The 23,394-nt window shown below is 57.8% G+C and carries 24 protein-coding genes; 12 read left to right on the forward strand and 12 right to left on the reverse strand.

The window, feature by feature from the left end; genetic code table 11:
- Nucleotides 1-54 precede the first annotated feature (54 nt).
- Nucleotides 55-1,230 (reverse strand): aspartate aminotransferase family protein, encoded by a 1,176-nt coding sequence (locus K529_RS10030; protein ID WP_005630505.1) that lies wholly within the window; start codon nucleotides 1,228-1,230, stop codon nucleotides 55-57.
- Nucleotides 1,231-1,628: 398 nt separating this feature from the next.
- On the opposite strand from K529_RS10030, the gene K529_RS10035 reads away from it, so the two are divergent.
- Complete coding sequence (locus tag K529_RS10035; RefSeq protein WP_005630503.1) at nucleotides 1,629-2,555, forward strand: DMT family transporter; 927 nt, start codon at nucleotides 1,629-1,631, stop codon at nucleotides 2,553-2,555.
- Here the strand turns inward: K529_RS10035 and K529_RS10040 are convergent.
- A complete protein-coding gene (locus K529_RS10040; RefSeq protein ID WP_005630501.1) occupies nucleotides 2,552-3,376 on the reverse strand; it encodes an ABC transporter permease in 825 nt (274 codons plus the stop codon). The genes K529_RS10035 and K529_RS10040 overlap by 4 nt on opposite strands.
- 189 nt (nucleotides 3,377-3,565) lie before the next feature.
- Here K529_RS10040 and K529_RS10045 point away from each other — a divergent pair, with 189 nt between their 5' ends.
- Complete coding sequence (locus K529_RS10045) at nucleotides 3,566-4,156, forward strand: GcrA family cell cycle regulator (RefSeq protein ID WP_011538007.1); 591 nt, start codon at nucleotides 3,566-3,568, stop codon at nucleotides 4,154-4,156.
- An 87-nt stretch (nucleotides 4,157-4,243) separates the two neighbouring features.
- Here the strand turns inward: K529_RS10045 and K529_RS10050 are convergent, their stop codons facing one another.
- Both K529_RS10050 and K529_RS10055 read right to left on the reverse strand, forming a co-directional pair.
- On the reverse strand, nucleotides 4,244-4,654 hold the full coding sequence (locus K529_RS10050) for a DUF2000 family protein (protein WP_005614460.1): 411 nt from the start codon (nucleotides 4,652-4,654) through the stop codon (nucleotides 4,244-4,246).
- Nucleotides 4,655-4,657: 3 nt separating this feature from the next.
- A complete protein-coding gene (locus K529_RS10055; RefSeq protein WP_005614461.1) occupies nucleotides 4,658-5,041 on the reverse strand; it encodes a cupin domain-containing protein in 384 nt (127 codons plus the stop codon).
- Between the two features lie 78 nt (nucleotides 5,042-5,119).
- Here K529_RS10055 and K529_RS10060 point away from each other — a divergent pair, with 78 nt between their 5' ends.
- A complete protein-coding gene (locus K529_RS10060) occupies nucleotides 5,120-6,013 on the forward strand; it encodes an AraC family transcriptional regulator (protein ID WP_005614462.1) in 894 nt (297 codons plus the stop codon).
- A gap of 7 nt (nucleotides 6,014-6,020) precedes the next feature.
- Here K529_RS10060 and K529_RS10065 read toward each other — a convergent pair whose 3' ends face one another.
- The 4 genes from K529_RS10065 to K529_RS10080 all read right to left on the reverse strand — a co-directional run bounded on the left by K529_RS10065 (nucleotide 6,021) and on the right by K529_RS10080 (nucleotide 8,656).
- Nucleotides 6,021-6,650 carry a LysE family translocator gene (locus K529_RS10065; protein WP_005614464.1) on the reverse strand — a complete coding sequence of 210 codons (630 nt, stop codon included), beginning with the start codon at nucleotides 6,648-6,650 and terminating at the stop codon, nucleotides 6,021-6,023.
- Between the two features lie 143 nt (nucleotides 6,651-6,793).
- Nucleotides 6,794-7,312, reverse strand: coding sequence for a YHS domain-containing (seleno)protein (locus K529_RS10070; protein ID WP_005614465.1), 519 nt, complete (start codon nucleotides 7,310-7,312; stop codon nucleotides 6,794-6,796).
- Nucleotides 7,313-7,472: 160 nt separating this feature from the next.
- The gene (locus K529_RS10075; protein ID WP_005614469.1) at nucleotides 7,473-7,880 is read right to left on the reverse strand and encodes a DUF4260 domain-containing protein; all 408 of its coding nucleotides are present in this window, start codon (nucleotides 7,878-7,880) and stop codon (nucleotides 7,473-7,475) included.
- Nucleotides 7,880-8,656 (reverse strand): NYN domain-containing protein, encoded by a 777-nt coding sequence (locus K529_RS10080; RefSeq protein ID WP_005614470.1) that lies wholly within the window; start codon nucleotides 8,654-8,656, stop codon nucleotides 7,880-7,882. The genes K529_RS10075 and K529_RS10080 overlap by 1 nt, the downstream gene beginning before the upstream one ends.
- Nucleotides 8,657-8,927: 271 nt before the next feature.
- Between K529_RS10080 and yghU the strand changes: the two genes are divergently transcribed.
- Nucleotides 8,928-9,800, forward strand: coding sequence for a glutathione-dependent disulfide-bond oxidoreductase (gene yghU / locus K529_RS10085; protein ID WP_005614472.1), 873 nt, complete (start codon nucleotides 8,928-8,930; stop codon nucleotides 9,798-9,800).
- Nucleotides 9,801-9,979: 179 nt separating this feature from the next.
- Here the strand turns inward: yghU and K529_RS10090 are convergent, their stop codons facing one another.
- On the reverse strand, nucleotides 9,980-10,771 hold the full coding sequence (locus K529_RS10090; protein WP_005614474.1) for an SseB family protein: 792 nt from the start codon (nucleotides 10,769-10,771) through the stop codon (nucleotides 9,980-9,982).
- Nucleotides 10,764-11,360: a uracil-DNA glycosylase family protein gene (locus K529_RS10095; RefSeq protein ID WP_005614475.1), complete on the reverse strand. Its 597-nt coding sequence runs from the start codon at nucleotides 11,358-11,360 to the stop codon at nucleotides 10,764-10,766. Before K529_RS10095 ends, K529_RS10090 begins: the two co-directional genes overlap by 8 nt.
- Nucleotides 11,361-11,702: 342 nt before the next feature.
- Between K529_RS10095 and K529_RS10100 the strand changes: the two genes are divergently transcribed.
- From K529_RS10100 to K529_RS10115, 4 genes are read left to right on the forward strand one after another with little or no spacing between them, the layout of a single operon-like run.
- Complete coding sequence (locus K529_RS10100; protein ID WP_005614477.1) at nucleotides 11,703-12,362, forward strand: ABC transporter ATP-binding protein; 660 nt, start codon at nucleotides 11,703-11,705, stop codon at nucleotides 12,360-12,362.
- On the forward strand, nucleotides 12,340-14,070 hold the full coding sequence (locus tag K529_RS10105; RefSeq protein ID WP_005614479.1) for a hypothetical protein: 1,731 nt from the start codon (nucleotides 12,340-12,342) through the stop codon (nucleotides 14,068-14,070). The genes K529_RS10100 and K529_RS10105 overlap by 23 nt, the downstream gene beginning before the upstream one ends.
- A gap of 4 nt (nucleotides 14,071-14,074) precedes the next feature.
- Entirely contained in the window at nucleotides 14,075-14,908 is an 834-nt protein-coding gene (gene kdsA / locus K529_RS10110) for a 3-deoxy-8-phosphooctulonate synthase (RefSeq protein WP_005614482.1), read from the forward strand.
- Nucleotides 14,909-14,931: 23 nt separating this feature from the next.
- Entirely contained in the window at nucleotides 14,932-16,428 is a 1,497-nt protein-coding gene (locus K529_RS10115; protein WP_005614486.1) for a phosphomannomutase/phosphoglucomutase, read from the forward strand.
- 160 nt (nucleotides 16,429-16,588) lie between these two features.
- Here K529_RS10115 and K529_RS10120 read toward each other — a convergent pair whose 3' ends face one another.
- Nucleotides 16,589-18,535 (reverse strand): AsmA family protein, encoded by a 1,947-nt coding sequence (locus K529_RS10120; RefSeq protein WP_005614488.1) that lies wholly within the window; start codon nucleotides 18,533-18,535, stop codon nucleotides 16,589-16,591.
- A gap of 242 nt (nucleotides 18,536-18,777) precedes the next feature.
- Between K529_RS10120 and rimO the strand changes: the two genes are divergently transcribed.
- From rimO to K529_RS10135, 3 genes are all read left to right on the forward strand, one after another.
- Complete coding sequence (gene rimO / locus K529_RS10125; RefSeq protein WP_005614490.1) at nucleotides 18,778-20,181, forward strand: 30S ribosomal protein S12 methylthiotransferase RimO; 1,404 nt, start codon at nucleotides 18,778-18,780, stop codon at nucleotides 20,179-20,181.
- Between the two features lie 112 nt (nucleotides 20,182-20,293).
- Complete coding sequence (gene pepT, locus K529_RS10130) at nucleotides 20,294-21,538, forward strand: peptidase T (protein WP_005614492.1); 1,245 nt, start codon at nucleotides 20,294-20,296, stop codon at nucleotides 21,536-21,538.
- A 76-nt stretch (nucleotides 21,539-21,614) separates the two neighbouring features.
- Entirely contained in the window at nucleotides 21,615-22,190 is a 576-nt protein-coding gene (locus tag K529_RS10135) for a DUF4177 domain-containing protein (RefSeq protein ID WP_005614493.1), read from the forward strand.
- 51 nt (nucleotides 22,191-22,241) lie between these two features.
- Here K529_RS10135 and K529_RS10140 read toward each other — a convergent pair whose 3' ends face one another.
- On the reverse strand, nucleotides 22,242-22,496 hold the full coding sequence (locus K529_RS10140) for a BolA family protein (protein ID WP_005614506.1): 255 nt from the start codon (nucleotides 22,494-22,496) through the stop codon (nucleotides 22,242-22,244).
- 117 nt (nucleotides 22,497-22,613) lie between these two features.
- On the opposite strand from K529_RS10140, the gene K529_RS10145 reads away from it, so the two are divergent.
- Nucleotides 22,614-23,240: a DnaJ domain-containing protein gene (locus K529_RS10145; protein ID WP_005614508.1), complete on the forward strand. Its 627-nt coding sequence runs from the start codon at nucleotides 22,614-22,616 to the stop codon at nucleotides 23,238-23,240.
- Nucleotides 23,241-23,394 lie beyond the last annotated feature (154 nt).

A 23,394-nucleotide genomic window follows, 5' to 3' on the forward strand; every position in this document is an offset into this window, starting at 1 on the left:
GGAGACGTGGGGGCCAGCCCCCACCCCCCCGAGATATTTATGAGAAGATGAAGATCAGGCGGCTTCAACCGCCGTTGCCGCAGCCTCAAGACGCAAGATGGCTTCTTCGATGTCAGCATCTGAAATCGTCAGCGCAGGCAGCAGACGGATGACATTGTCGGCTGCAGGCACTGTGATGACCTCAGCCGCGTAGCCCGCCTTGACCACCTCTGCATTCACCGCCTTGCATTTGAGGCCCAACATCAGACCGGAGCCACGGACTTCTTCAAAAACCTCTGGATGGGACGCCACGAGACCTTCGAGTTTCTGACGCAAAAGACCGGCCTTGCGGTTTACCTCGGCGAGGAATTCAGGAGCCGCTACATGATCCATCACCGCGCAACCCACCGCGCAACCAAGCGGGTTGCCACCATAGGTCGAGCCATGGGTTCCAGCGGTCATGCCGGAGGCAGCGTTCTCTGTTGCCAGCACCGCACCAAGAGGAAAACCGCCGCCAATGCCCTTAGCGACCATCATGATGTCCGGAGTGATCCCTGCCCATTCATGCGCAAAAAGCTTGCCGGTGCGACCTACGCCGCATTGCACCTCATCGAGGATCAAAAGAATGCCATGTTCGTCACAGAGGGCACGCAGATCTTTGAGATCCTGATCGGGCATCGGGCGGATGCCGCCTTCGCCCTGCACTGGCTCTACCAGGATGGCCGCAGTGTTTTCATCAATGGCCGCTGCGACCGCCTGCGCATCGCCCCATGGCAGATGCACAAAACCAGGAAGCAATGGACCAAAGCCTTTGGTCATTTTCTCAGAGCCTGCCGCAGCGATACCCGCAGAAGAGCGCCCATGGAACGACCCTTCAAAGGTGATAATTTCGACCTTCTCGGGTGTGCCCTTTTCAAAATGATACTTGCGGGCCATTTTAACGGCCAGCTCACAAGCCTCGGTGCCGGAATTGGTAAAAAACACCGTATCGGCAAAGGTTTCCGCGACCAGCTTATCCGCCAGAGCCTGCTGCTGGGGGATCTCGTAGAGGTTGGAGACATGCCAGAGGTTTTGCGCCTGACTGGTCAGCGCCTCCACCAGAGCGGGATGTGCATGGCCCAGCGCGTTCACCGCAATGCCAGAGCCCAGATCCAGAAAACGTCGGCCATCCGCCTCGATCAGCCAAGACCCTTCGCCTTTGACGAAGTTCAAGGGCGCCCGGTTATAGGTCGGAAGAACGGAGGGGATCATCTGAAACATCCTTTAAGAGAGATCTAACGGGGTCAGGACCAAATCAGTGCCCCACCACGGGGCGACGGTCAACAACTGGTCCGGTTTGGTTTGAAGGGGTGGCGCCATTTTGAAGAACAAGCGAGGCGCGCGGGATCAAAAGCGCTGCGATTGGCAGCGTGTCAGGCACATTGGCGTCGACGTCGAGTCGACAAGAGAGTTGCGTGTTTGATCATAGGAAGGCTCCATAACGGAAGCATCGACGCGTGAAAACCCCCTTCGGCACCTATTTTAGAACAAAACGACGGGCATGCTGACTGGCATGCGGGATGGGCGCAGGAACAATGTCTGGAATGCATCGATCAACAGCGCAACCTTTGCGCTTGCCTTTAGGGCCGCGCTGTCGCACCGATTGTCGCATGGCGCATGAGACCCCACAAAACCCACCCCTTGCTGCGGCACTGATCCTGCTGGCAACTGTGTTTATTGCAGGCACCACCCTGCTGGCGAAATCGCTTGGCACAGATGTGCTGGGGCCGCCCTTGCACGCCCTGCAAATCAGTCAGGGGCGATTTGTCTTTGCCTTTATCGGGATTTCAGTGGCCGTTGTGGTCTTGCGTCAGAAGATCCACAAGCCCCATTGGGGGCTGCATATCGGGCGATCCACGTTTGGCTGGGGCGGTGTCACGCTGATGTTTGCCTCTGTGGCCTTTATCCCGCTGGCAGACGCAACGGCCATTTCATTTCTCAACCCGGTGATCGGCATGATGCTGGCGATCCCGTTTCTCGGCGAAAAGGTCGGGCCGTGGCGGTGGCTTGCTGCTGCGATTGCTCTTGCGGGGGCAATGATTCTCTTGCGGCCAACACCTGAGAGTTTTCAACCTGCAGCATTGCTGGCACTAGGCGCGGCCCTGGCCATGGGGGCTGAGCTGATCTTCATCAAGAAACTGGCAGGTGGGGAGCCGCCTGTGCAGATCCTGTGGGTCAACAACCTGATTGGGATGGTTATTGCCTCCTGCGCCGCGCTTGCCGTCTGGCAAATGCCAACAGCGGCGCAATGGGGCGCGCTGGCCGCGCTCGGCGCGCTTATGGCCTGCGCACAGGCCTGCTTCGTCAATGCGATGGCGCGGGCGGATGCGTCTTTTGTTGCCCCATTTGCCTATGGAACACTGGTCTTTGCAGCAATCTATGATGCGGTGATCTTTGGCGTTGTACCAGACTGGATCACAATCCTCGGGGCTGGCATTATCCTGTCTGGCGCGGGGCTGCTTGCATGGCGCGAAAGCGTCAATGGCAAGCGTCCAACGGTTACAGAACGCCTGCCCCGCCCCGAGACAGAGCGCTAATTTTTCAACCGGTATCCTGTGCGCAGCATTTGCCACGCCAGCGCAACGATGACAGCTGTCGCCCCTAGGCAAACGAGCGCGCCGAAGGCCGGGTCGCTGTCAGATACGCCAATCATGCCGTAGCGCACCCCATCGATTAGGTAGAACACCGGATTGACGTGTGAAATTGCATAGAGCACCGGCGGCAACGCCTCGACCGAGTAAAAGGTGCCAGACAAGAACGCCAATGGCGTCACCACAAAATTGGTGATCGCCGCCATCTGATCGAATTTATCTGCAAAAACCCCGGCGACAATGCCCAGCCCGCCTAGGAACGCCGCCCCCAAGATGACAAATCCCAGCGCCACCAGCGGGTGAGCGGGCACCATTCCAAGCACCAGCACCAAACCCAGTCCAATCCCAACCGCAACCAAAGCGCCGCGCGCAATCGCACCTGCGAGATAGCCGAGCAGGATCTCAAACCCCGACAGCGGCGGCATCAAGGTGTCGACGATATTGCCCTGCACCTTTGAAATCACAATCGAGGACGATGTATTGGCAAAAGCGTTCTGGATCACCGTCATCATCATAATGCCCGGCGCGATAAAGGACATAAACGGCACCCCCATCACATCCCCACGGCGCGGACCGATTGCGATGGAAAAAATCAGCAAAAACAGCGCTGCCGTCACCATCGGTGCCACCAGGGTCTGGGTGTAGACCACCAGAAAACGTTTAATTTCACGCCCGGCGAGCGTCTTGAGACCCAGCCAATTCACCCTGCCAAACCGGCGTTCACCCACTTCGATGCGAAAGCTCGACTGTGTGTTGTTATCTGACATGCCACCCTCATTTTCTCGCTGCCCCCTGCATAATCGCTCATCACAGGGATGCAAGCAGCGGTTCTATGCAATGAGACGTCGGTTCATGGCTTGTATCTCGCCCGCCAGTGACTATTGTAGGGCGGTACTCTGGAATTCGATGGCGGCCACAGGTTTCTTGAGGCCGCTATTAGCTTTGAAAGGCACTTTATGTCCTGGACAGACGAGCGCGTCGAACTGCTCAAGAAAATGTGGGGCGAAGGCCAGTCGGCCAGTCAGATCGCAAAAGAACTTGGTGGCGTGACCCGGAATGCGGTCATCGGCAAAGTTCACCGCCTCGGTCTGTCCAACCGCACCACCGGCGGCGGCAGCAAGGCCGCGGCCGAGCCGAAGGAAAAGCCAGCGCCTAAGGCGGCCGCAAAGCCCAAGGCACAGCCCAAGACCGAACCGGCACGCCCGGTGACGCCGGAGCCGGTGGCCGAAGCCCCCGCAGCGGAGCCAAAGCCCTCGACCCCTGCGCGCAAGCAGATCATTCCGGCAGGACAACCTCTGCCACCGCAGCCGTCTGCCAATGAGATTCCGGCGGAGGCACTGGCAAAGGTCAACGAGATCGAGAAGAAAGCCAAGAAGCTCTCCTTGATGGAACTGACCGAACGGACCTGCAAATGGCCCGTTGGCGATCCCGCAACCGAAGATTTCTGGTTCTGCGGCCTTCCGGTGCAGCAGGGTAAACCCTATTGCGAAGCGCATGTCGGTGTTGCTTTCCAGCCAATGAGTTCGCGCCGCGATCGCAAACGCTAAGCTTGGCGCGATCAATACTACAGCAAACCCCGGCATCCGAATTGGGTACCGGGGTTTTTCTTTGTGTGTTGGCACCAGAACCCCATCCTAAGGGTGCATCTTCGCCCCTTTGGTAATTTTATCGACCACTTTCTTCTCTTCTCGAAGCGCCAGCCCTACGAGGTTTAAGTCTGCGGCACCAGACTCTGCGACCACAGCGCGGTTGGCGGCGTCGTGCCCTGTGGTGAACATCTCCTCTGTGTAAATCGACATCCCAGCGCCCCGCGTCATGGCCCGTTCATAAATCTTGCGAAGACCTGCGACGTCACTTGCAAGCACGATCACCGGCTGGATCGCCAATGCGTTATAGGTATTGCCGTCCCCATCGCGGTAGCTATCGCCAATCAGTTCTGGCGCTGCGCCCACAATACCTGACATCAAAAACGCTGTAACATTGAGTTTCTGCCATGTGGCAAGATCTGCGTTCAGAACTATGGCGATCTTGGTATCAAATTGCATCACTCAACCCTCAGCCTGCAGATATTTTGGGTCAACAACCGTCAGGGCGCTGTCGGCGTCTCCAGTGTTGAGCGTGCCTGCCGGCTCCATCATGATGACCACTGGCTCGGGCGTGAGGGCGCGCGGGCGATGTTCCATGCCTCTCGGCACACATAGGAACTCTCCCTGCCCCAGTTCGACAGTGCCATCGCGAAAATCTATCGCGACACGACCACGCAACACAAAAAACGCCTCGTCCTCCGATGGGTGACTGTGCCAATCGAACTGGGGACCGAATTTTGCGACCTTGACCTGCGCATCGTTTACATCTGCCACGGTATGCGGATCAAAGACCTGCGTGATCTGCGCATCTACCCGTTCGAGAATATTGAGTTTGTTCGGCGGCAAAGGGATACTCCTTATTGCACGGTGGCGGGTTCGCAACGCGCCAGCCGCAAATCTTCTGTGCCGTCCAAGGATCCGCCCATGACCGACACGCCATCAGAGCAACAGATTGTCAGAGCAACGCCGCACAGTCTTGAACGATCCTGCGCATTGCCCAGCGCCGGTGACTGGCTGCGAGTTGCGCCCAATACGCAAGGTCTGGAGCGGATCGAGGCGCATTTTGATGGCCATGCCTACGCCCCGCACCGCCACGATACCTATGCAATCGGCTATACGCTCAACGGCGTGCAGAGCTTTCGCTATCGAGGGGCACGCGCTGACAGTCTGGCCGGGAATGTGATCGTGATCCACCCCGATGAGCTGCATGACGGCGAAGCCGGGCATGAGGCCGGATTTTCCTACCGGATGCTCTATATCGCACCGGCCCGCATTCGAGAGGCGCTGGGAGGCGAAGCGCGCGCCCTGCCCTTTGCGCGCGACCCGGTTTTCACCGATGGCGCGTTGTTGCAGGCACTCCACATCGCCTGCGCAGATATGCAGCGCCCGCTAGAGCCGCTGCAATTGGATCAGGTGATCACTTTGCTGGCTCAGGGTTTGCTGTCCAAAGACCATAGCGCTGGCCGTCTGCGCCCTACACGCATCGATCATCGTGCCATTGAGCGGGCGCGCGCCTATCTGCACACCAACGCGGATCAGGTGGTGCGTTCAGAAGAGTTGGAAAATGTCACTCAACTCAATCGCTACAGCTTGTCCCGGCAATTTCGCGCTGCACTTGGAACCAGCCCTTACCGTTATCTAACGCTGCGCCGCGTGGATCGCGCGCGAAAAGCCATCTCTGAGGGCATGTCACTTGCAGAGGCGGCAGTATATGCGGGCTTTAGCGACCAGCCGCATATGACCCGTCAATTTACCGCTGCGGTGGGCATGTCGCCGGGGCGCTGGCAGCAGGTGGTATGCCCGCCGCCGCGCCCTTGATCTGATCCTAAGCGCTGCGACGAATGGCAGCGGTGGCCACCCCCATTGCCACCAATGCGCCGCCGCCCAGACGGGTGAGCATGGGCATCACCGCTGGATGACGGATGCGCTGGCGCAGTTTGTCGCCAAGCAACGCATATGCCAGTGCGTTCAGGGCGGCAAAGCCCACGAAGGTTGCAATCAGAATGCCAAATTGCGGCAGCAATGTTGCCTGCGGATTGATGAACTGCGGCACAAAGGCGATGAAAAACACGATGGATTTAGGGTTCAGCGCTGTCACCGCCGCTGCATGTGCAAAGACACGCCCCGCCGCCGCATCTGCCACGTCCTCCACCGGATCGAGCGAGGCTGTCGCGGCGCTGCGATAGAGTTTGATCCCCAAATAGATCAGATACGCCGCGCCCACCCACTTCAGCAGCAAAAACAACTCCGCCGAAGCGAGCACCAGGGCCCCAAGCCCCGCAAGCGAGGCCGACATTGCCACCAGATCGCCCAGCGCGACACCGGCAGCCGTCGCAACCGCCACACGTTTCCCTTGGCTGATCGCATAGCTCAACACCAAGAGAACCGTGGGGCCGGGGATGAGCAGCAACGCAATGGAGGCGGAAGCAAACGCAAGCCAGACATGAAATTCCATATTCTCAAAACCTCTTAACTCTGATCTGCACTCAGCCAGCTACAGTTTCCCCGTTCTGTAAAGCCCAATTCCTGCGCACAGACGCCGCAACAAAAAAGCCCCGCAACAAGTGCGGGGCTTTTGTAGGATCTAGGCCGAGGCGTTTAGTCCTGTGCAGGAGCGCTGGATGAAAAATTCGGGATCGGATTTGTCGACGCCGGATTTGGGTCGATATCCGGCCAATTCCCTTCGGCGAGGGTGATGTTACCGGGGATGTCTTCTTCCCAGAAACCCACCACATTTTTGGTGATATTCAGGTAGAGTTTATCGTCCACGATCCGCCACAGATTGGGATTGCCCGGCACCTTGCCCCCTTTGGATACACCATAGGCGCAGTGACCGTCATAAGCCGGAGCAAAATAGGCCGGGTTTTCAAGGAACGTGTCGCGGTTTGCCTCGGTGGCGAAAGCGAATGTCGCGCCGTTGTATTCCGCCGTGATGTCAGCCTTGCCAGGCACTGCGGCGGGCTGTGCTTGCCCGACCGGAGCCTGCGCAAGACTGCGGTAAGCGACAACATCATAGCCGGAAACAGCAAAACCGGTGTCATCGACAAACTGCTCACCCGCGAAGGCAGGCAGACCAAGAGACAGGGCTGCCACCGCAGCCAAAGCAAAACGTTTCATCGCGAATTCCTCTTCTCGCGCCGGGCGGCACGACATATGTCGGTTGACCTGCGCCAGCCGCAGTGTCTGCAGCGAAGATACGCGAGAATGGCCTCGGGCGAAGCACCTCTCACGCGCCTGTGTTAAGAGACGAGACCGCGTGAGATAACTGTGATCGCTTTCAACCCTTGGACTGAGTTTCCTCATGACGCGCGCGCCCAATCCGGCCAAGATGTGTAAATTCAAAGCCTTGCGCTGACTTTAACCCATAGCCGAGCATCCGATCCAAACCGCAATGCGCCAACCAGAGCGCGCCAAGCTCCCACACCAATGGTGCTTGCCACAGGTGACCCAGCGCTAATGTAACAATTCCGGCGGCGTATAGGTGAACGATGTTGTAACAAACCGCCCCAACACGCCGCCCGAACAGATAGGCGAGAAAGCTGAGGTCAGGGGTGAAAAACAACAAAACCGCGGCCCAAATCGGCAGCATCGTTTCCGCACCGGCATATAGCCACAGGCCAGCGGCACAGATCACTGCCCCCTCGGCCTTTTGCCATGTCACAGCTAGGGGTGTGGGCGCGTCCATCAATCGAGCCTGCGTACAAGAATCTGATTGCCTTCGCCCCTGCGGGTTTCAAGGATTTTCATCGTTGCGATCAGGTCCGACAGTTTGCGCTTGCCATAACTGCGGGTGTCGAAATCGGGGCTGGCGGCTGTGATGTATTGGCCGATCTGCCCGAGTGAGAACCATTCATCCTCCTGACTGATCGCATCCATTGCGCGCAACACCAGTTTTTGTGGATCTTCCAACTCTGCCGGAGCTTGATCATCCTGCGCCATGACAGCCTGTTCGGGCGCTTCCCCAGTGGCGTGATTTGCGGGTTTCGGTTTTGGCTTTTGCGGTTTTGGCACCTCATTGAGGAGGTTTTCCACATAGATGAACCGCTTACAGGCCCGCACAAATGCAGCCGGCGTTTTGCGCATGCCCATGCCGTACACATCCAGCCCCTGTTCGCGGATACGGCTGGCCAATCGCGTAAAATCGCTATCCGAAGAGATCAGAACAAACCCGTCAAAGCGGCCCGAGTGCAGGATATCCATCGCATCAATCACCAGCGCGATGTCGCTGGCGTTCTTCCCGGTGGTATTGGCAAATTGCTGATGCGGGACAATTGCATAGGCTGCGAGTTTGTCTTTGCTCCACCCTTGCGGGCCACCACCCGAAAAATCCCCATAGATGCGCCGAATGCTGGCCTCGCCCAGGGACGCAATCTCTTCGAACATGACCTCGGCATGTTTGGCAGAGATATTGTCCGCGTCGATCAGGACCGCCAGTAGAGGTGGTTTTTCGCTGTTAGCCATAAAATGTCCTGCCTGTGTAAAAGTCAGCGTGAAGCGCTTGCCCCATACATACCCTGATGCGCGAGAATAGAAACCGCTGAGGCCGATACAGGGCTCCTTTGCCGCCGATCTCTGCGCATTGATCGGCGGCGCACAAACCAGTGTGCAAATTTTAACCCCTGCCAGACCTTCCAGTCGTTGGAATTTTCACTATCGTCCCCATTTGAGGTGAAGCACTGCCCGACGGGCGGCCCGATCACCAACGTCTGACACGAGAAGAAAGAGGCCCTGCATGAGCGATTCGACCTATACCCCTCCGAAGGTCTGGACCTGGGAGCAAGAAAGCGGTGGCCAGTTCGCCTCCATCAACCGCCCCATCGCCGGTGCCACGCATGACAAAGAGCTGCCTGTGGGCGAACACCCTTTCCAACTTTATTCTCTGGCAACGCCCAACGGCGTAAAGGTCACAGTGATGCTGGAGGAGCTTCTGGCCGCTGGCATCAAAGAAGCGGAGTATGACGCGTGGCTGATCAAGATTGGCGACGGTGACCAATTCGGCTCCGGCTTTGTGGAGATCAACCCGAACTCCAAAATCCCGGCACTGCATGACCGTTCCGGCGGTGAGCCTGTGCGAGTGTTCGAGAGCGCCTCGATCCTGATGCATCTGGCCGAGAAGTTTGGTCATTTCCTTCCCAAAGACGGTAGTGCGCGGACCGAAGTCCTGAACTGGTTGTTCTGGCAAATGGGTTCCGCGCCGTATTTGGGCGGCGGGTTTGGCCATTTCTACGCCTATGCTCCAGAAAAGTTTGAGTATCCCATCAACCGTTTCACCATGGAGGCCAAGCGCCAGCTGGACGTCTTGAACCGGGAACTGGCGACCAAGACCTATATCGCAGGTGAAGAGTACTCGATTGCCGATATGGCGATCTGGCCGTGGTACGGCCAGTTGGTACTCGGGCGTCTTTATGATGCGGCAGAGTTCCTTGATGCGGAGAGCTATGAGCATGTGATGCGATGGGCCAAGGCCATTGATGCCCGCCCCGCAGTCCAGCGTGGCCGCATGGTGAATCGCGCCTTTGGAGAGCTGTCCTCCCAGCTGCGCGAACGCCACTCTGCCGAGGATTTTGAGACCAAGACGCAGGACAAACTGGAAGCGGCTGAGTAAACGCCCGCCCCTGCGGGGGCCTACGGCAACGCCCCCTGTCAGGGCTGCGCCTCAAGCCCCACAAGGGGCTTGAGGCTGCGCCGGGCCGAACGGCCCGGCGCCCCGCCCAACGGGAGCGGATCATTTGAATGATCCAGCGACCGGCGGGAGTGTCCCCGGTTAGAAGCGCTATTTTGCGATTATTTCAGGCGCGGCGGCTTGTCCGGATCAGACCCCGGTATCTGCGGCTGATAAGACCGTGCGGCCTCAACTTCCGGCAAGTCAAAGCGCAGACCGACACGCGCCAACCGCGCCGACATCTCGTCACTGGCCGAAAAAAAGCCCACATCCAAAGCGCCCGCTTCAATTCCAGAGAACGTCAACGCTTCGCCTGCCGCTTTGGCCAATGCCGGTTCTGCCCCCTCTTGCGCGCCAACAAATGCCAGCAGATGCCCACTGCCGCCACTCTCATAGGTCACAGCCGCCAGATACGCCATGCGCGCCAAACCAGCAGCGGTTGCAAGTTTTGCGTCCAAGGCGGTCAAGAGCACCTCTGGCAACCCTTGCGGTGGGCGCACTTCTGAAATGGCAGCCTCTACTTCGCCCGGTGCATGGGACAGGGTTTCCGCAAGCCACCCCATCGCCGCGTCTGGAATGAGAATTGAAGACTGCGCAACCTCAAGATTGACCCCCAATCCTATCCCCTGCCCTGCGAGCATCGAGGCGATCACCCGTCCCGACAATGCCGCATAGGGCACAATCCGGTTGGCAAACTGCGCCAGCCGTTCCTCACGATCAAACACCAGAACAAAACGCCCCTCGCCAGTATCAAAGATCTCGGGGCTGATCCGGTCGCCTTCGGGTTCTTTGTCCAACAGGATAAACAGCTCACTGTCGGCCAGCCGCTCAAAGAACCGCAAACGTGCCGCATCGTCTTCTGGTGCTGCCTCCATTGCCGCATGGGCCTGATCAAGCGGGGTTGTTTCAGTCATATTGCATCAGCTCCTTCACCCGAGCGCGCAGAACCGGGAGCAGCTCCGCCTCAAACCAAGGGTTTCGTTTCAGCCAAGCCGTATTGCGCCACGAGGGATGAGGCAAGGCAAAGACCCCATCCGGCAAACTGCGCCAATCTCGAACCACTTCTGTCACGCCCTTGCGGGTCTTGAGGTGGTAGCGGTGCGCATGCCCGCCGACGATGATGCGCAACCTCACGCGGCACAGGGCTTCCATCACTCGGTCATGCCATGTTTCACCGCAGATCGGTGGCGGCGGTAGATCCGCATTCTTGGCATCATATCCCGGAAAGCAAAACGCCATTGGCACAATCGCCACCCGCGATTGGTCATAGAATTCCCCCTCATTCAACCCAAGCCATTCGCGGAGCCGATCCCCCGATGGATCGGTAAAGGGCTTGCCGCTTTCATGAACCCGCAGCCCCGGAGCCTGCCCTGCAATGAGAATCCGGGCAGCCGGCTGAAACCACACCACCGGACGCGGCTGATGGGCTGTCTTTGTCGCGGCAAATCGCGTTGCGCAGAGTGTACATGCCGCAATCTGGTGTTTGAGAGGCGCGCTATTCATCTGGTTCGATCCACTTGCCTTGTGCAGCCCGTCTTTGTGTTCTCGAATACCGGGCCGCAGTTGATCTGCCACAACACGACCAAGTCAGCAGCACCTCATTGCTCAAATTCGACATACTTGCGCCTAAATCAGCGCGTAGTCCGTTAACTAACTTGTGCTAGGGCTGGATTTACAGGCATTCGCAGTCCCATCGAAGATGGAAAAACCGCCGGTTATCTGCATTCGGCACCCTCCTTCGATGTTCGAAGGCAAAAAGACAACACAGCGGTGCAGGGCCAATCACCTTATGGTGACCAGTTCTGTCCACAACCGAGGTAAAAGAGGCTATATACTGAGCAGATCATGTTGGAATTCGTGAACGTCAGCAAATCCTATTGGACCGGGACTCAGCGCAAGATCATCCTGGACAAGGTCTCCTTTCAGGTGGAGCTTGGGACCTCGCTTGGCATTCTGGCACCCAATGGAACCGGCAAGACAACGCTGATCAACATGATGGCCGGCCTTGAAAAGCCCGATGAAGGCGAGATCAATCGCGGCTGCAAAATTTCCTTCCCACTCGGCTTTATGGGCGGCGTCGTGAACCGCCTTTCGGCCATGGAAAACAGCCGCTATATTGCGCGACTTTATGGTTTGGACCCGGACTATGTCGAAAGCTACTGCCGTTGGCTCTGTGGGCTAAATGAGTATTTCGATCAACCGCTTGGAACCTATTCCGCAGGGATGAAATCCCGATTTTCCTTTGCGCTGATGCTGGCGCTGGATTTCGATATCTATTTGATCGACGAAGGTATGCCCAGTTCCACAGATGTGGAGTTCAACCGCAAGGCCGGTACCATTTTGCAAGAGCGACTTGAGACCACGACAATCGTCATCGTCTCTCACCAGCCCCGTACACTGGAGAAATTCGCCAACAGCGCCGCTGTTTTGATGAATGGGCAGCTCCATATGTTTGAAACCTTGGAAGAAGCGAAACAGCTCTATGACTACGAAACCCAAGGCTAAAAAATTTCGCATCCGCCGCACCACCTCTGAGGCGGAACAGGCCAGCGAGACCGAAGCAGCGACCGCACGTCCGGTTGCGCCCCCACAGCCACAAGATTCTGATGGGGCCGTGTCTGGTGGCACGCCGTCCTCTCAGGGTTGCGTCAAGGGCTCGCAGCCTGCCGGAGCGACTGCGCAAGAGCGTCCCTCCACCACTGAGAGCACGACGGTCAGCGAGGGGCAAGTTTCCTCCGCCAGCGAGGAAGCAGGCACAACGGATATCGAGGAAATCAAGCGCGAGGGGCTTACAGGTCGCCAATTGCGCTTGGCCCGTCGGGTTGCACAAAAGCATGACCTGCCCGCAACATCCGATTACGATGCCGTTCGCCTGTTGCGTCAACGCGGGATCGATCCGTTTAAACGCGCCAATATGCTGGAGCTTGTCGTCCCTCAGGGGCAAAAAAACAACGTACCGGCGACCCAACCAGCAGCAAACGCACCCAAACCACAGACGCTGCCCCAAACCGTCGACAAGGGAAAAACCAGCGTTGCCGCGCCCGGACAACTTAGCCCTGCAGAACGGCGTAACCGTGAAATCCGCTCAATACAGCGCGACATTGCCCGGCGCCGCCGGCGCAAAATGGCACTGTTGGGGGCACGGCTGGGGGCCTTCGTGCTGCTCCCGACTTTTATCGCGGGCTTTTACTACTACAACGTCGCCACCCCAATGTATGCGTCGCATTCGGAATTTTTGGTGCTTAAGGCTGACAGCGCCGGGGCTTCCGGGTTTGGCGGCTTGCTGAGCGGCACCCAATTCGCGACCAGTCAGGACTCGATCGCTGTTCAGGCGTATCTCCAATCCAAAGTTGCTATGCGCCGCCTCGATGAAGAGGCAGGCTTTCGCACGCATTTCTCTCAGGATTGGATTGATCCCATCCAGCGGCTTACACCGGATGCCACGAATGACGAGGCGTATAAAATCTACAAACGCAACGTGAAAATTGGCTACGATCCGACCGAGGGCGTTGTGCGGATGGAGGTATCCGCCGCAGAACCTGAGGTCGCCGCCGAATTTTCGCGCCGCCTCATTTCCTATGCGCAGGAAAACGTGAACCATCTGTCCGAACAAAAACGGTCCGATCAGGTGGGCGACGCTGAAGATGCGCTGGAGTTGGCGGAACAACAGCGCCGCGATGCTCAGGCTGAACTGGTGCGACTGCAACAACAAGGTTCTGTTCTCGACCCTGAAGGGGTGATCGCGTCATTGCGCTCGCAGATCAATACGTTCGAGTTGCAGTTGCAGCAAAAACGTCTGGAACTCGCCGCGCTTGAGGACAACCTGCGTCCCAACGCCGCCAAGGTCGAAGGCACCGCAGCCGACATCAAACGGCTTGAAGCTCTGATCGACACGCTCAACAAACGTATGACCGACGCATCGCAGGGCGAAAACTCGCTGGCCTCGCTGAGTGTGAAAATCCAGATGGCGCAGGCTGACCTTGCGACGCGGGACATGATGTTGCAATCGGCCCTGCAGCAGGTCGAACAAACCCGGATGGAGGCCAACCGGCAGGTACGCTACCTCACCACCGCGGTCGAGCCAGTTCCCGCCGACACACCGTCGTCCCCGCGCAAGTTCGAAAATACGATTTTGGCTTTCCTGATCTTTTCCGGTATCTACCTGATGTGTGCCCTCACGGCATCCATTCTTCGGGAACAGGTCTCTTCGTAAGCTCATGAAAAAAATTGACATCAATGGTCTCACCATTGGCAATGACTGTCCGCTGACCGTCATTGCCGGCCCCTGCCAACTGGAAAGCGCCGATCACGCGCAGATGATTGCCGGTAAGCTCAAGGAAGCTTGCGATGCTGTAGGGGCGCAGTTCGTCTTTAAGGCCTCCTACGATAAAGCCAACCGCACCTCGCTCTCTGGCAAACGTGGGCTCGGCATCGACAAGGGCCTCGATGTTCTCGCAGGTGTTCGTGATACCTTTGGCGTGCCGGTTTTGACCGATGTCCACACTGAGGCTCAGTGCATCGTCGCCGGTGACGTGGTTGATATCTTGCAGATCCCAGCCTTTCTTTGCCGCCAAACCGACATGCTGCTGGCCGCCGGAAACACCGGCAAAGCGGTGAATATCAAAAAGGGCCAGTTCTTAGCACCATGGGACATGGACAATGTTGTGTCCAAAGTCGAAAGCACCGGCAACGATAAAATCCTGCTGACAGAGCGCGGAACCTCCTTTGGTTACAATGCTTTGGTCGCGGATATGCGCGGTCTGCCCCGCATGGCGCAAACCGGCTATCCGGTGGTCATGGATGCCACCCACTCGGTGCAGCAGCCGGGCGGTCAAGGCGGATCCACCGGTGGCCAGCGCGAATTTGCTCCGGTGATGGCGCGCGCTGCTGTTTCTTTGGGCATTGCTGCCGTTTTCATCGAAACGCATGAAGATCCGGACAATGCGCCCTCCGACGGACCAAATATGATTTACCTGAAGGACATGCCGCAATTGATTGATACATTGATGGGCTTTGACAAACTTGCCAAAGCCGACCCGATCCGTATTTGATTTCCAAAGGACGAGTATTTCCCATGCCCAAACCGCTGCCAGAGGTCACCCCCAACAGCTGGAGTTTCCTGCGCGATGCTATGATCAAACCCACCGGGTTTCGTGAATATGATGCGCGCTGGAAATATCCCGAAGAAATCAATCTACCGGGGATGACTGCTCTGGGGCTTGGGCTGGGTACGCAAATGATCCGCCGCGGGATCGAGCCGGTGATCGCCGTTGGCAATGATTACCGCGACTATTCTTTGGCGATCAAAAATGCGCTGATCCTTGGCCTGATGCAAGCGGGCATCAAGGTAAAAGACATCGGCCCCGCGCTGTCGCCTATGGCCTATTTTGCACAGTTCCACCTGGATGTGCCTGCCGTCGCGATGGTCACAGCATCTCATAACCCAAATGGCTGGACCGGCGTGAAGATGGGCTTTGACCGCCCCCTCACGCATGGACCGGATGAGATGGGGGAACTGCGCGACATCGTCCTCAACGGCGAAGGTGAACGCCGCGATGGCGGATCTTATGAATTTGTTGAAGGAGTGAAAGAGGCCTATATCGACGATCTCGTGGGGGATTTCAAAATGTCCCGCCCGCTGAAGGTCGTCTGCGCCACCGGAAACGGTACCGCCTCCGCCTTCGCACCAGAGATTTTCGAACGCATCGGGGTCGACGTTGTTCCCAGTCACAACGCGCTGGACTACACGTTCCCGCACTACAACCCCAACCCCGAAGCTCTTGAAATGCTGCATGATATGTCCGACAGCGTAAAGGCATCGGGGGCCGATCTGGCGCTTGGGTTTGACGGCGACGGGGACCGCTGCGGTGTGGTCGATGATGAGGGTGAAGAGATCTTTGCTGACAAGGTCGGCGTCATCATGGCGCGGGATCTGTCAAAGCTCTATCCAAATTCCACTTTTGTCGCAGATGTGAAATCCACGGGCCTCTTTGCCTCCGATCCGGAACTCCAGAAAAACGGCGTTAAGGCCGATTATTGGAAAACGGGCCACAGCCACATGAAGCGGCGCGTCAAAGAGATCGGCGCCCTCGCAGGCTTTGAAAAATCCGGTCACTATTTCCTCGCTGAACCCGTTGGGCGCGGTTACGACTGCGGCATGCGCGTGGCCGTAGAGGTCTGCAAAATGCTGGACCGTAACCCGGATATGAAAATGTCCGACCTGCGCAAGGCCCTGCCCCGTACTTGGGCCACCCCAACCATGTCGCCTTATGCGGCAGATACCAAGAAATACGACATCCTCGCCCGTTTGGTCGAAAAACTCGTTGCAAAACACGAGGCAGGCGAGAACCTCGCTGGCCGCGCGATCAAGGACGTCGTGACCGTCAACGGTGCCCGAGTGATCCTCGACAACGGGTCTTGGGGGCTCGTGCGTGCCTCATCCAACACCCCCAATCTGGTGGTGGTCTGTGAAAGCTCCGAGAGCGAAGATGAAATGCGCGCGATCTTTGCAGATATTGATGCGGTGATCCGAACGGAACCCGGCGTTGGTGAGTACGACCAAACAATCTGATCCCAACCTGTTAGACTAAAAAACCGCGCCATCCTGCTAGGGTGGCGCGGTTTTTACATCCGTAGAGGCTTTCATCTTTTCAAAAATATCTCGGGGTCCGGGGCAGAGCCCCGGTCTCCCCTTCGAAGCCAGACCGCCCTCATTGATCCCTGCGTCAGGCTTAGTTGCCACCGAGAAACTTCAACAACTGTTTGCGCGCCTCTTCCTCGACCCGGCGCTTCAACGCATCATTGACGTCTTCCTTGGTTTCCACCGGAACACCCAATTCCTCGCTGAGCTTGTCACGCACCGCTTGCTTGGCCTTTTCCTCAGCCTCATCCAGCTTGGGTTGAACCAGTTTGCTCAGGTCCGGTTTAATTTCAGGATCAAACCAGGAACCACGAATGCGCACCGGCACCGATACGCCAGATGAGGTCTCGCTCGCAAATGCTGTTGGCGTAAAGGTATAATCCAGATCCTGCGCGCCCAATCCGACACGCCCCTCGCCTTCGGCCTTCAAAACCTTGAGCGCAGCACGCAGATCATCGTTACGCAGCGTTCCATCCGCCATCGTAAAACTCGCACTCAGCCCTTCAAAAATCGTGGTGCCGCCGTTGCCGCCGTTCGAGTCCATGATTGCCTGCAAGTCAAAGCCAGTAAAAAACCCTTTGCCAAGCTCGACATTCCCCTTGCCGTCCAGTGACCGCATGATCTGGTCGATGGAATTCCCGACGCCCAGAAACTCCAGCGTGCCCAATGCTTCACCGTTGAGCTTATCGTATCCTGCGAGTTGCCCCAGTGCCTCGCGCATCTCGATATTGGCGAACTGCAATTTACCCGCCACCGAGAGACCGTTTCGATTGTTGGCAATCAAATCACCTTGCAGCGAACCTCCAAATGCCTGCACCGGCAGGAACGACAAAACCGCCCGCGCGCGTTCAATTTTCAGCGTCAATCGGCTGGGGCCAAGCGTCACAGAAGAGGTCTTTAACCCTTGGACATCCAGCGAGATTTGCCCATCCACAAGGCCCAGCATAGAGGCATCGATGGGATCTGTAGACCACTCCTGAGAAGACGCCTCAGAGCCTCCGCCTGCCCCGCCCGTAGTCGTACCGGGGGCATCAAGCGCGCTGAAGTCCAATACCTCGCCTTTCAGCGCAGCCGTAATTTGCATCGGCGAGGCCCCGAGGTTCAGATCCGCACCACCACGCAGCGCATTCTCATCCAAGGACAGACTTAGATCCCGCAATGAGATGCGGCCATCGGGCGTATAGGTTGTATCCGCAGCAAAGAGCACCTTGCGTCCCAGCCCCCGCGGGATCTCGACAGGTTCCATTCCCAGCGCCGCCATCAGTGCACGGGTGTCTTCGCTTGCGCCCGTGATGCGGCCATCAAATGCACCGGTCAAATCGGCAAGCCCGTCAAAACGCGCTTTGCTGGCCTCTGCGGTGAGGCTCATCCCGATAGAGGTCACCTCTCCAAGCAGGAAGCTCTTGAAACGACCTACCTCACCTTGCAGCCGAACCGGTTTACCAGCCGGGCGCAGGGTCAGATCTACATTTGCGGTGCCATTCGGATCTGGCCATTTCAGGCTCAGATCCACTTGGTTCATTTCAATGACGTCCTGCCCAAAGGGGGCATAGCGCAACGACGCCCCGTTCAGCGTCACCGCCTCAATCGCAAAAGACGCCTCATCGCCACCTGTCTCAGTTGCTGCACCATCCGCCGGGGCATCAGAACTGCCTCCTTCGAACACCCAATTCCCAATGCCATCTTCGCGCGTCTCAAGGTTCAGGTGTGGGATAATGGCGGTGAGTTCTGTGATTCGAATATCGCCACGGATCAAATCTGCGGCATCCACCCCGATCGTCAGGCGTCCTGCAGTCAAAAGCGGCTCAGGCCCGGCCCAATCCGCATTTGCAAACGCGACATTATCGGCCTGAATACCAAGCGTAGGCCAAAACGAGAATCGTACATCCCCGCCAAAGACCACCTGCCGCCCGGTCTGTTTTTCGATCTGCTGGGCTGCAAGCTCGGCGATTTTTTGCCCCGGCAGGAAGGTTAAAATGGCAATCCCTACGGCAACGGTGATCACGATGGCGGAAAGAATACGGAGGATCAGGCGCATAGCTCGTGGCCCTTTCTGGGGATGCGTATGGTGTTTGCCCGCAAAGTCAGGGCTTTGGCGCAGATTACAGGCCTTGCGCGAGGGATCAATCCGCACTTCCGCGAAAATCCAGCGTCAACGCAAGCAAATTAGCCGTGATCTAAGCACCCCGTCAGACTTCATCATAGACGCCGCGCAGACCAGTTGCTCCGCGTGTCAAATCCTCCATTCCCAAGCGCCGCACTCCGGTTTATAGGACGCCAATGACCAGCAATCCGCCAGATCTCCGCCCCGACCTCGCGCCGAAACCAACCTTTGGCGCTGCCCCCCGACCTGACCAGCCGACCCTTGGCATGGTGTCTTTGGGCTGCCCCAAAGCACTGGTTGACAGCGAACGCATCCTGACCCGGTTGCGCGCCGAAGGCTACGGGATCTCAGCCGACTATGCCGGTGCCGATGCGGTGATTGTGAACACCTGCGGGTTTCTGGATAGCGCCAAGGCTGAAAGCCTTGAGGCTATTGGCGAGGCGTTAAAGGAAAACGGTAAGGTGATCGTAACCGGGTGCCTCGGCGCGGAGCCGGATTACATCCGCGAGCATCACCCGCGTATTCTTGCCGTGACCGGTCCACATCAATATGAGCAGGTGCTGGATGCCGTGCATCAGGCGGTGCCGCCCAGCCCCGATCCATTTGTAGATCTGCTGCCCGCAACCGGTGTCAGCCTCACCCCGCGGCACTTTAGCTATCTGAAGATTTCCGAGGGCTGCAATCACAAGTGCAAGTTCTGCATCATCCCCGATATGCGCGGAAAGCTGGCGTCACGTCCCGGTCATGCGGTGCTGCGCGAGGCGGAAAAGCTCGTCGGTGCGGGCGTTCGGGAACTGCTGGTGATTTCTCAGGATACTTCCGCCTATGGGCTTGATCGCAAATATGACGTGAACCCGTGGAAAGATGGCGAGATCCGCAGCCATATCACCGATCTCAGCCGTGCCTTGGGCGAACTTGCCCCTGCCGACGAGCTGTGGATACGGCTGCATTATGTCTACCCCTACCCGCACGTGCGCGAGTTGATCCCGCTGATGGCCGACCCGAACAATGCGGTGCTGCCCTATCTGGACATCCCATTTCAGCACGCGCACCCGGATGTGCTGCGCCGCATGGCCCGCCCAGCCGCAGCGGCAAAAACGCTGGATGAGATCCGCGCATGGCGTGACATCTGCCCCGACATGACCCTGCGCTCGACCTTTATCGTCGGCTATCCCGGCGAAACAGAAGCAGAGTTCCAGCACCTTCTTGGCTGGATGGATGAGGCGCAACTGGATCGCGTCGGCTGTTTTAAATATGAAAACGTCGATGGCGCACGCTCCAATGATCTGCCCGATCATGTCGCCGATGAGGTCAAACAAGACCGCTGGGAGCGCTTCATGGCAAAGGCGCAGGTGATCTCTGAGGCAAAGCTTGCCGCCAAAGTCGGCCAGACCTTGCAAGTGATCGTGGATGAGATCGACGCGGATGGCATTGCCACCTGCCGCACCAAAGCTGATGCGCCGGAAATTGATGGAAATCTCTTCATAGATGAAGGGACTGAGGGGCTGAGCGTCGGTGATCTCGTTACGGTCGAGGTGGATGAAGCCGGGGAATACGATCTTTGGGGCGCATTGCGCTAAAACGCCTTGGCTTGATGCGCGGGAAAACAGGCATGGTGCAGCACACGGCAAACATCACCTTGACCTGCCTGCGCCCCGTCACAATCTTGCACACAACAGCAGGAGATTTTGCATGACCGACACCTTTGACGATGCCCTTCAGGCGCGCCTTGTGCGCTACGCCGCGATCGACAGCCAAAGCGATGAGAACTCGCCTACAGCGCCGAGCACCGAGATCCAGTTCAATATGCTGAACATGCTGCGTGATGAATTGACCGCAATCGGCGCGCAGGATGTTGAACTGACCGACTACGGCGTCGTGCTGGCCACCATCCCCGGCAACACCACTGCGCCCACGGTGGGGTTCCTTGCACATGTGGACACCGCTCCGCAGTTCAATGCAACCGGCGTGAAACCGCGTGTGATCAAGGGGTACAACGGTGGCGACATTACCTTTCCCGATGATCCGGAATTGGTGCTCTCTCCGACCGAACACCCCTATCTGGCAGAAAAAATCGGCCATGATTTAGTCACAGCCTCGGGCACCACGCTGTTGGGCGCGGATGATAAGGCCGGTGTTGCGATCATCATGACCATGGCGGAGCATCTGCTGCAAAACGCTGACGCCGCCCGTCCGCCGATCCGCATTGCCTTCACCCCGGATGAGGAAATCGGGCGTGGTGTGCAACCGCAGCTCCAGAAAGATCTGGGCGCAGATTTCGCCTACACACTCGATGGCGGCGAAGCGGGTGAAGTGGAATACGAGAGCTTTTCCGCTGACCGCGCGGTGGTGAAAATCACCGGCGTTTCCATCCACCCGGGCCTTGCCAAGGAAAAGATGGTCAATGCGATCCACCTTGCGTCAAAGATCATCCAGACTCTGCCTCAGGCCACGATGACGCCGGAAACCACCGACGCGCGCGAAGGTTTCATCCACGCCACGGATATGTTCGGTGGCTCATCCGAGATGGAATTGCGCTTCATTCTGCGCGATTTTGAGATGGCCGACCTTGAGGCCAAAGGCGCCTTATTGCGCAGTGTGTGTGATGCAGTTGCCGCAACGGAACCGCGCGCTGAAATCACCTGCGAGATCACACCGCAATATCGCAATATGCGCTACTGGCTGGAAAACGACATGACGCCGGTTGAGCTTGCGCATGCGGCCTGCCGCGATGTTGGACTGGAGCCGGTCTCCGTTCCGATCCGTGGTGGTACCGATGGCTCTCGGCTTACGGAATTCGGCACACCGACGCCGAACATCTTTACGGGCATGCAATGTATCCATGGCCCCTTGGAGTGGATCTCGGTTCAGGATATGTCGCTGGCAACGCAGATGTGCCTGAAGCTGGCAGCGCGCGCCGCTGTTGTGCCAAAGTAACAAACGCTTTTGATCTTCTTTCTCTCTGCCCCGCAAAGCTGCTAGGCTGCAGGCGTGGGCCGCACAGGAACAATTGATGCAGAACTACGAGTACAAGGTCGTCCCCGCCCCCAATCGGGGTAAAAAGGCGCGCGGCGTAAAAACCCCCGAGGCCCGTTTTGCCAATGGGATCGAAGGGGTGTTGAATGAGATGGCCGCGCAAGGTTGGGAATTTCAGCGTGCCGAAATGCTACCCAGCGAAGAACGCTCAGGTCTGACCGGAACCAAAACCACGTGGCGTAATTTGCTGGTCTTTCGGCGGGCGTTGAACGGCGGTGGCCACATCGTCCCAACATCCGAGACCGCGGCAGAACCTGTGCTTGCCACAAGCGCTGCGCCCGAAGCCGCGGCTGCAGCGGCAACTTCGGAACCAGAAGCGGAACTGATCGCTGAAACCCCGCGCGTCTCCGCGCCCGAGGCCCAGCATGCGCCCGAACCCGCCCCACTTACAGCCATTGCAGGCGATCCCGAAGCACCACCAGAAGCCATCCCGGTTCCCGGACCCGGCGCTCGCCGCATGGTTGCCGATGATGGTGTGGAAGAGTTGAGCCCGGTATCTGGCCTAACCGCAGCGCTCAAAGCGCGCGCCAGCCGCGGCAAACCGCAGGACTGACCCAAGCGGTTTGGTGACCCGGCCACCTTGTTGGTGGCCGGACACAAGGTCTTAGCTGCCGATATCCAAGGCCAGCGCATGAATGCGCGGCACAATATCGCCAAGGGCTTTATGCACAGCGCGATGCTGGGCCACCCGGTTCATCCCCTGAAAGGCCTCTGAGCGGATCAACACGTTAAAATGGCTTTCGCCCTTTCCGTCATGCCCCGCATGACCGATGTGACTATTGCTGTCGTCCACGACCTCTAAGCGGCTGGGCGCAAAGGCTTCTTTCAAAGTGGTTTCAATCTCGTCTCTTACGCTCATTGTAGCGTTACTCCGCCTGTTGTTCATAAAACTGTGCCCGCCCCCCTTTTATCTCTCGACCGTTAGACTAAACTGCTGCCTCCGAGTCGAACAGATGCGTCTAGAAGGTGCTCCCGCATGACCAAATCCGATCCCTTTGGCTTCGATATGTCCATTCGCTCCGCGAAAAAGAAGAACCCACGCGGGCGGCGGAGCATGTCCGGCGCCTCGGAAACCTCCGTGCGGGTCTGCGATCACCCCGGTTGCGAAGAACCCGGAAAATTCCGCGCGCCCAAAGCCCCCGACGTGCTTGATGACTTCTTCTGGTTTTGTCAGCAACATGTGCGCGAGTACAATCAGAAATGGAACTTCTTTGAAGGCACCACTGAGGCCGAGATGAATGCGCAGGCTTCTAAAGACAAGGTCTGGGAGCGCACAACCAAGCCGCTTGGCGATCCCGAAGCGCGCGCTTGGGCGCGTCTGGGTATCGAAGATCCGCATCAGGTTCTCGGCAACAACGCCACCCGCAATCCCGGTAAAAACGGTCAGTCTGCAGGACGACGTCTGCCGCCGACCGAACGCCGCGCCATTGAAATCCTTGAAGCCAAGGATGACTGGACCAAGGCCGAAATCCGCAAGGCTTACAAAAAACTCATCAAGGTCCTGCACCCGGATATGAACGGCGGCGACCGCAGCCAGGAAGAGCAGCTGCAAGAAGTCATGTGGGCCTGGGATCAGGTCAAGGACAGCCGCAGTTTCAAGTAACTGCGTAGCGCACACTGCATAGACTGCATTGAATAAACCGCCCGACCCGTCATGGTTTGGGCGGTTTTTCGTTGTGTCATCCCGCAAGCGTGAAAGGGAGTGAACCTCTCAATACGTCAGAGAGCGCGATTTTTTGTTACATTGAGTTGTTAGG

The sequence above is a fragment of the Tritonibacter mobilis F1926 genome (assembly GCF_000376545.2).
Taxonomy (GTDB): Bacteria; Pseudomonadota; Alphaproteobacteria; order Rhodobacterales; family Rhodobacteraceae; genus Epibacterium; species Epibacterium mobile.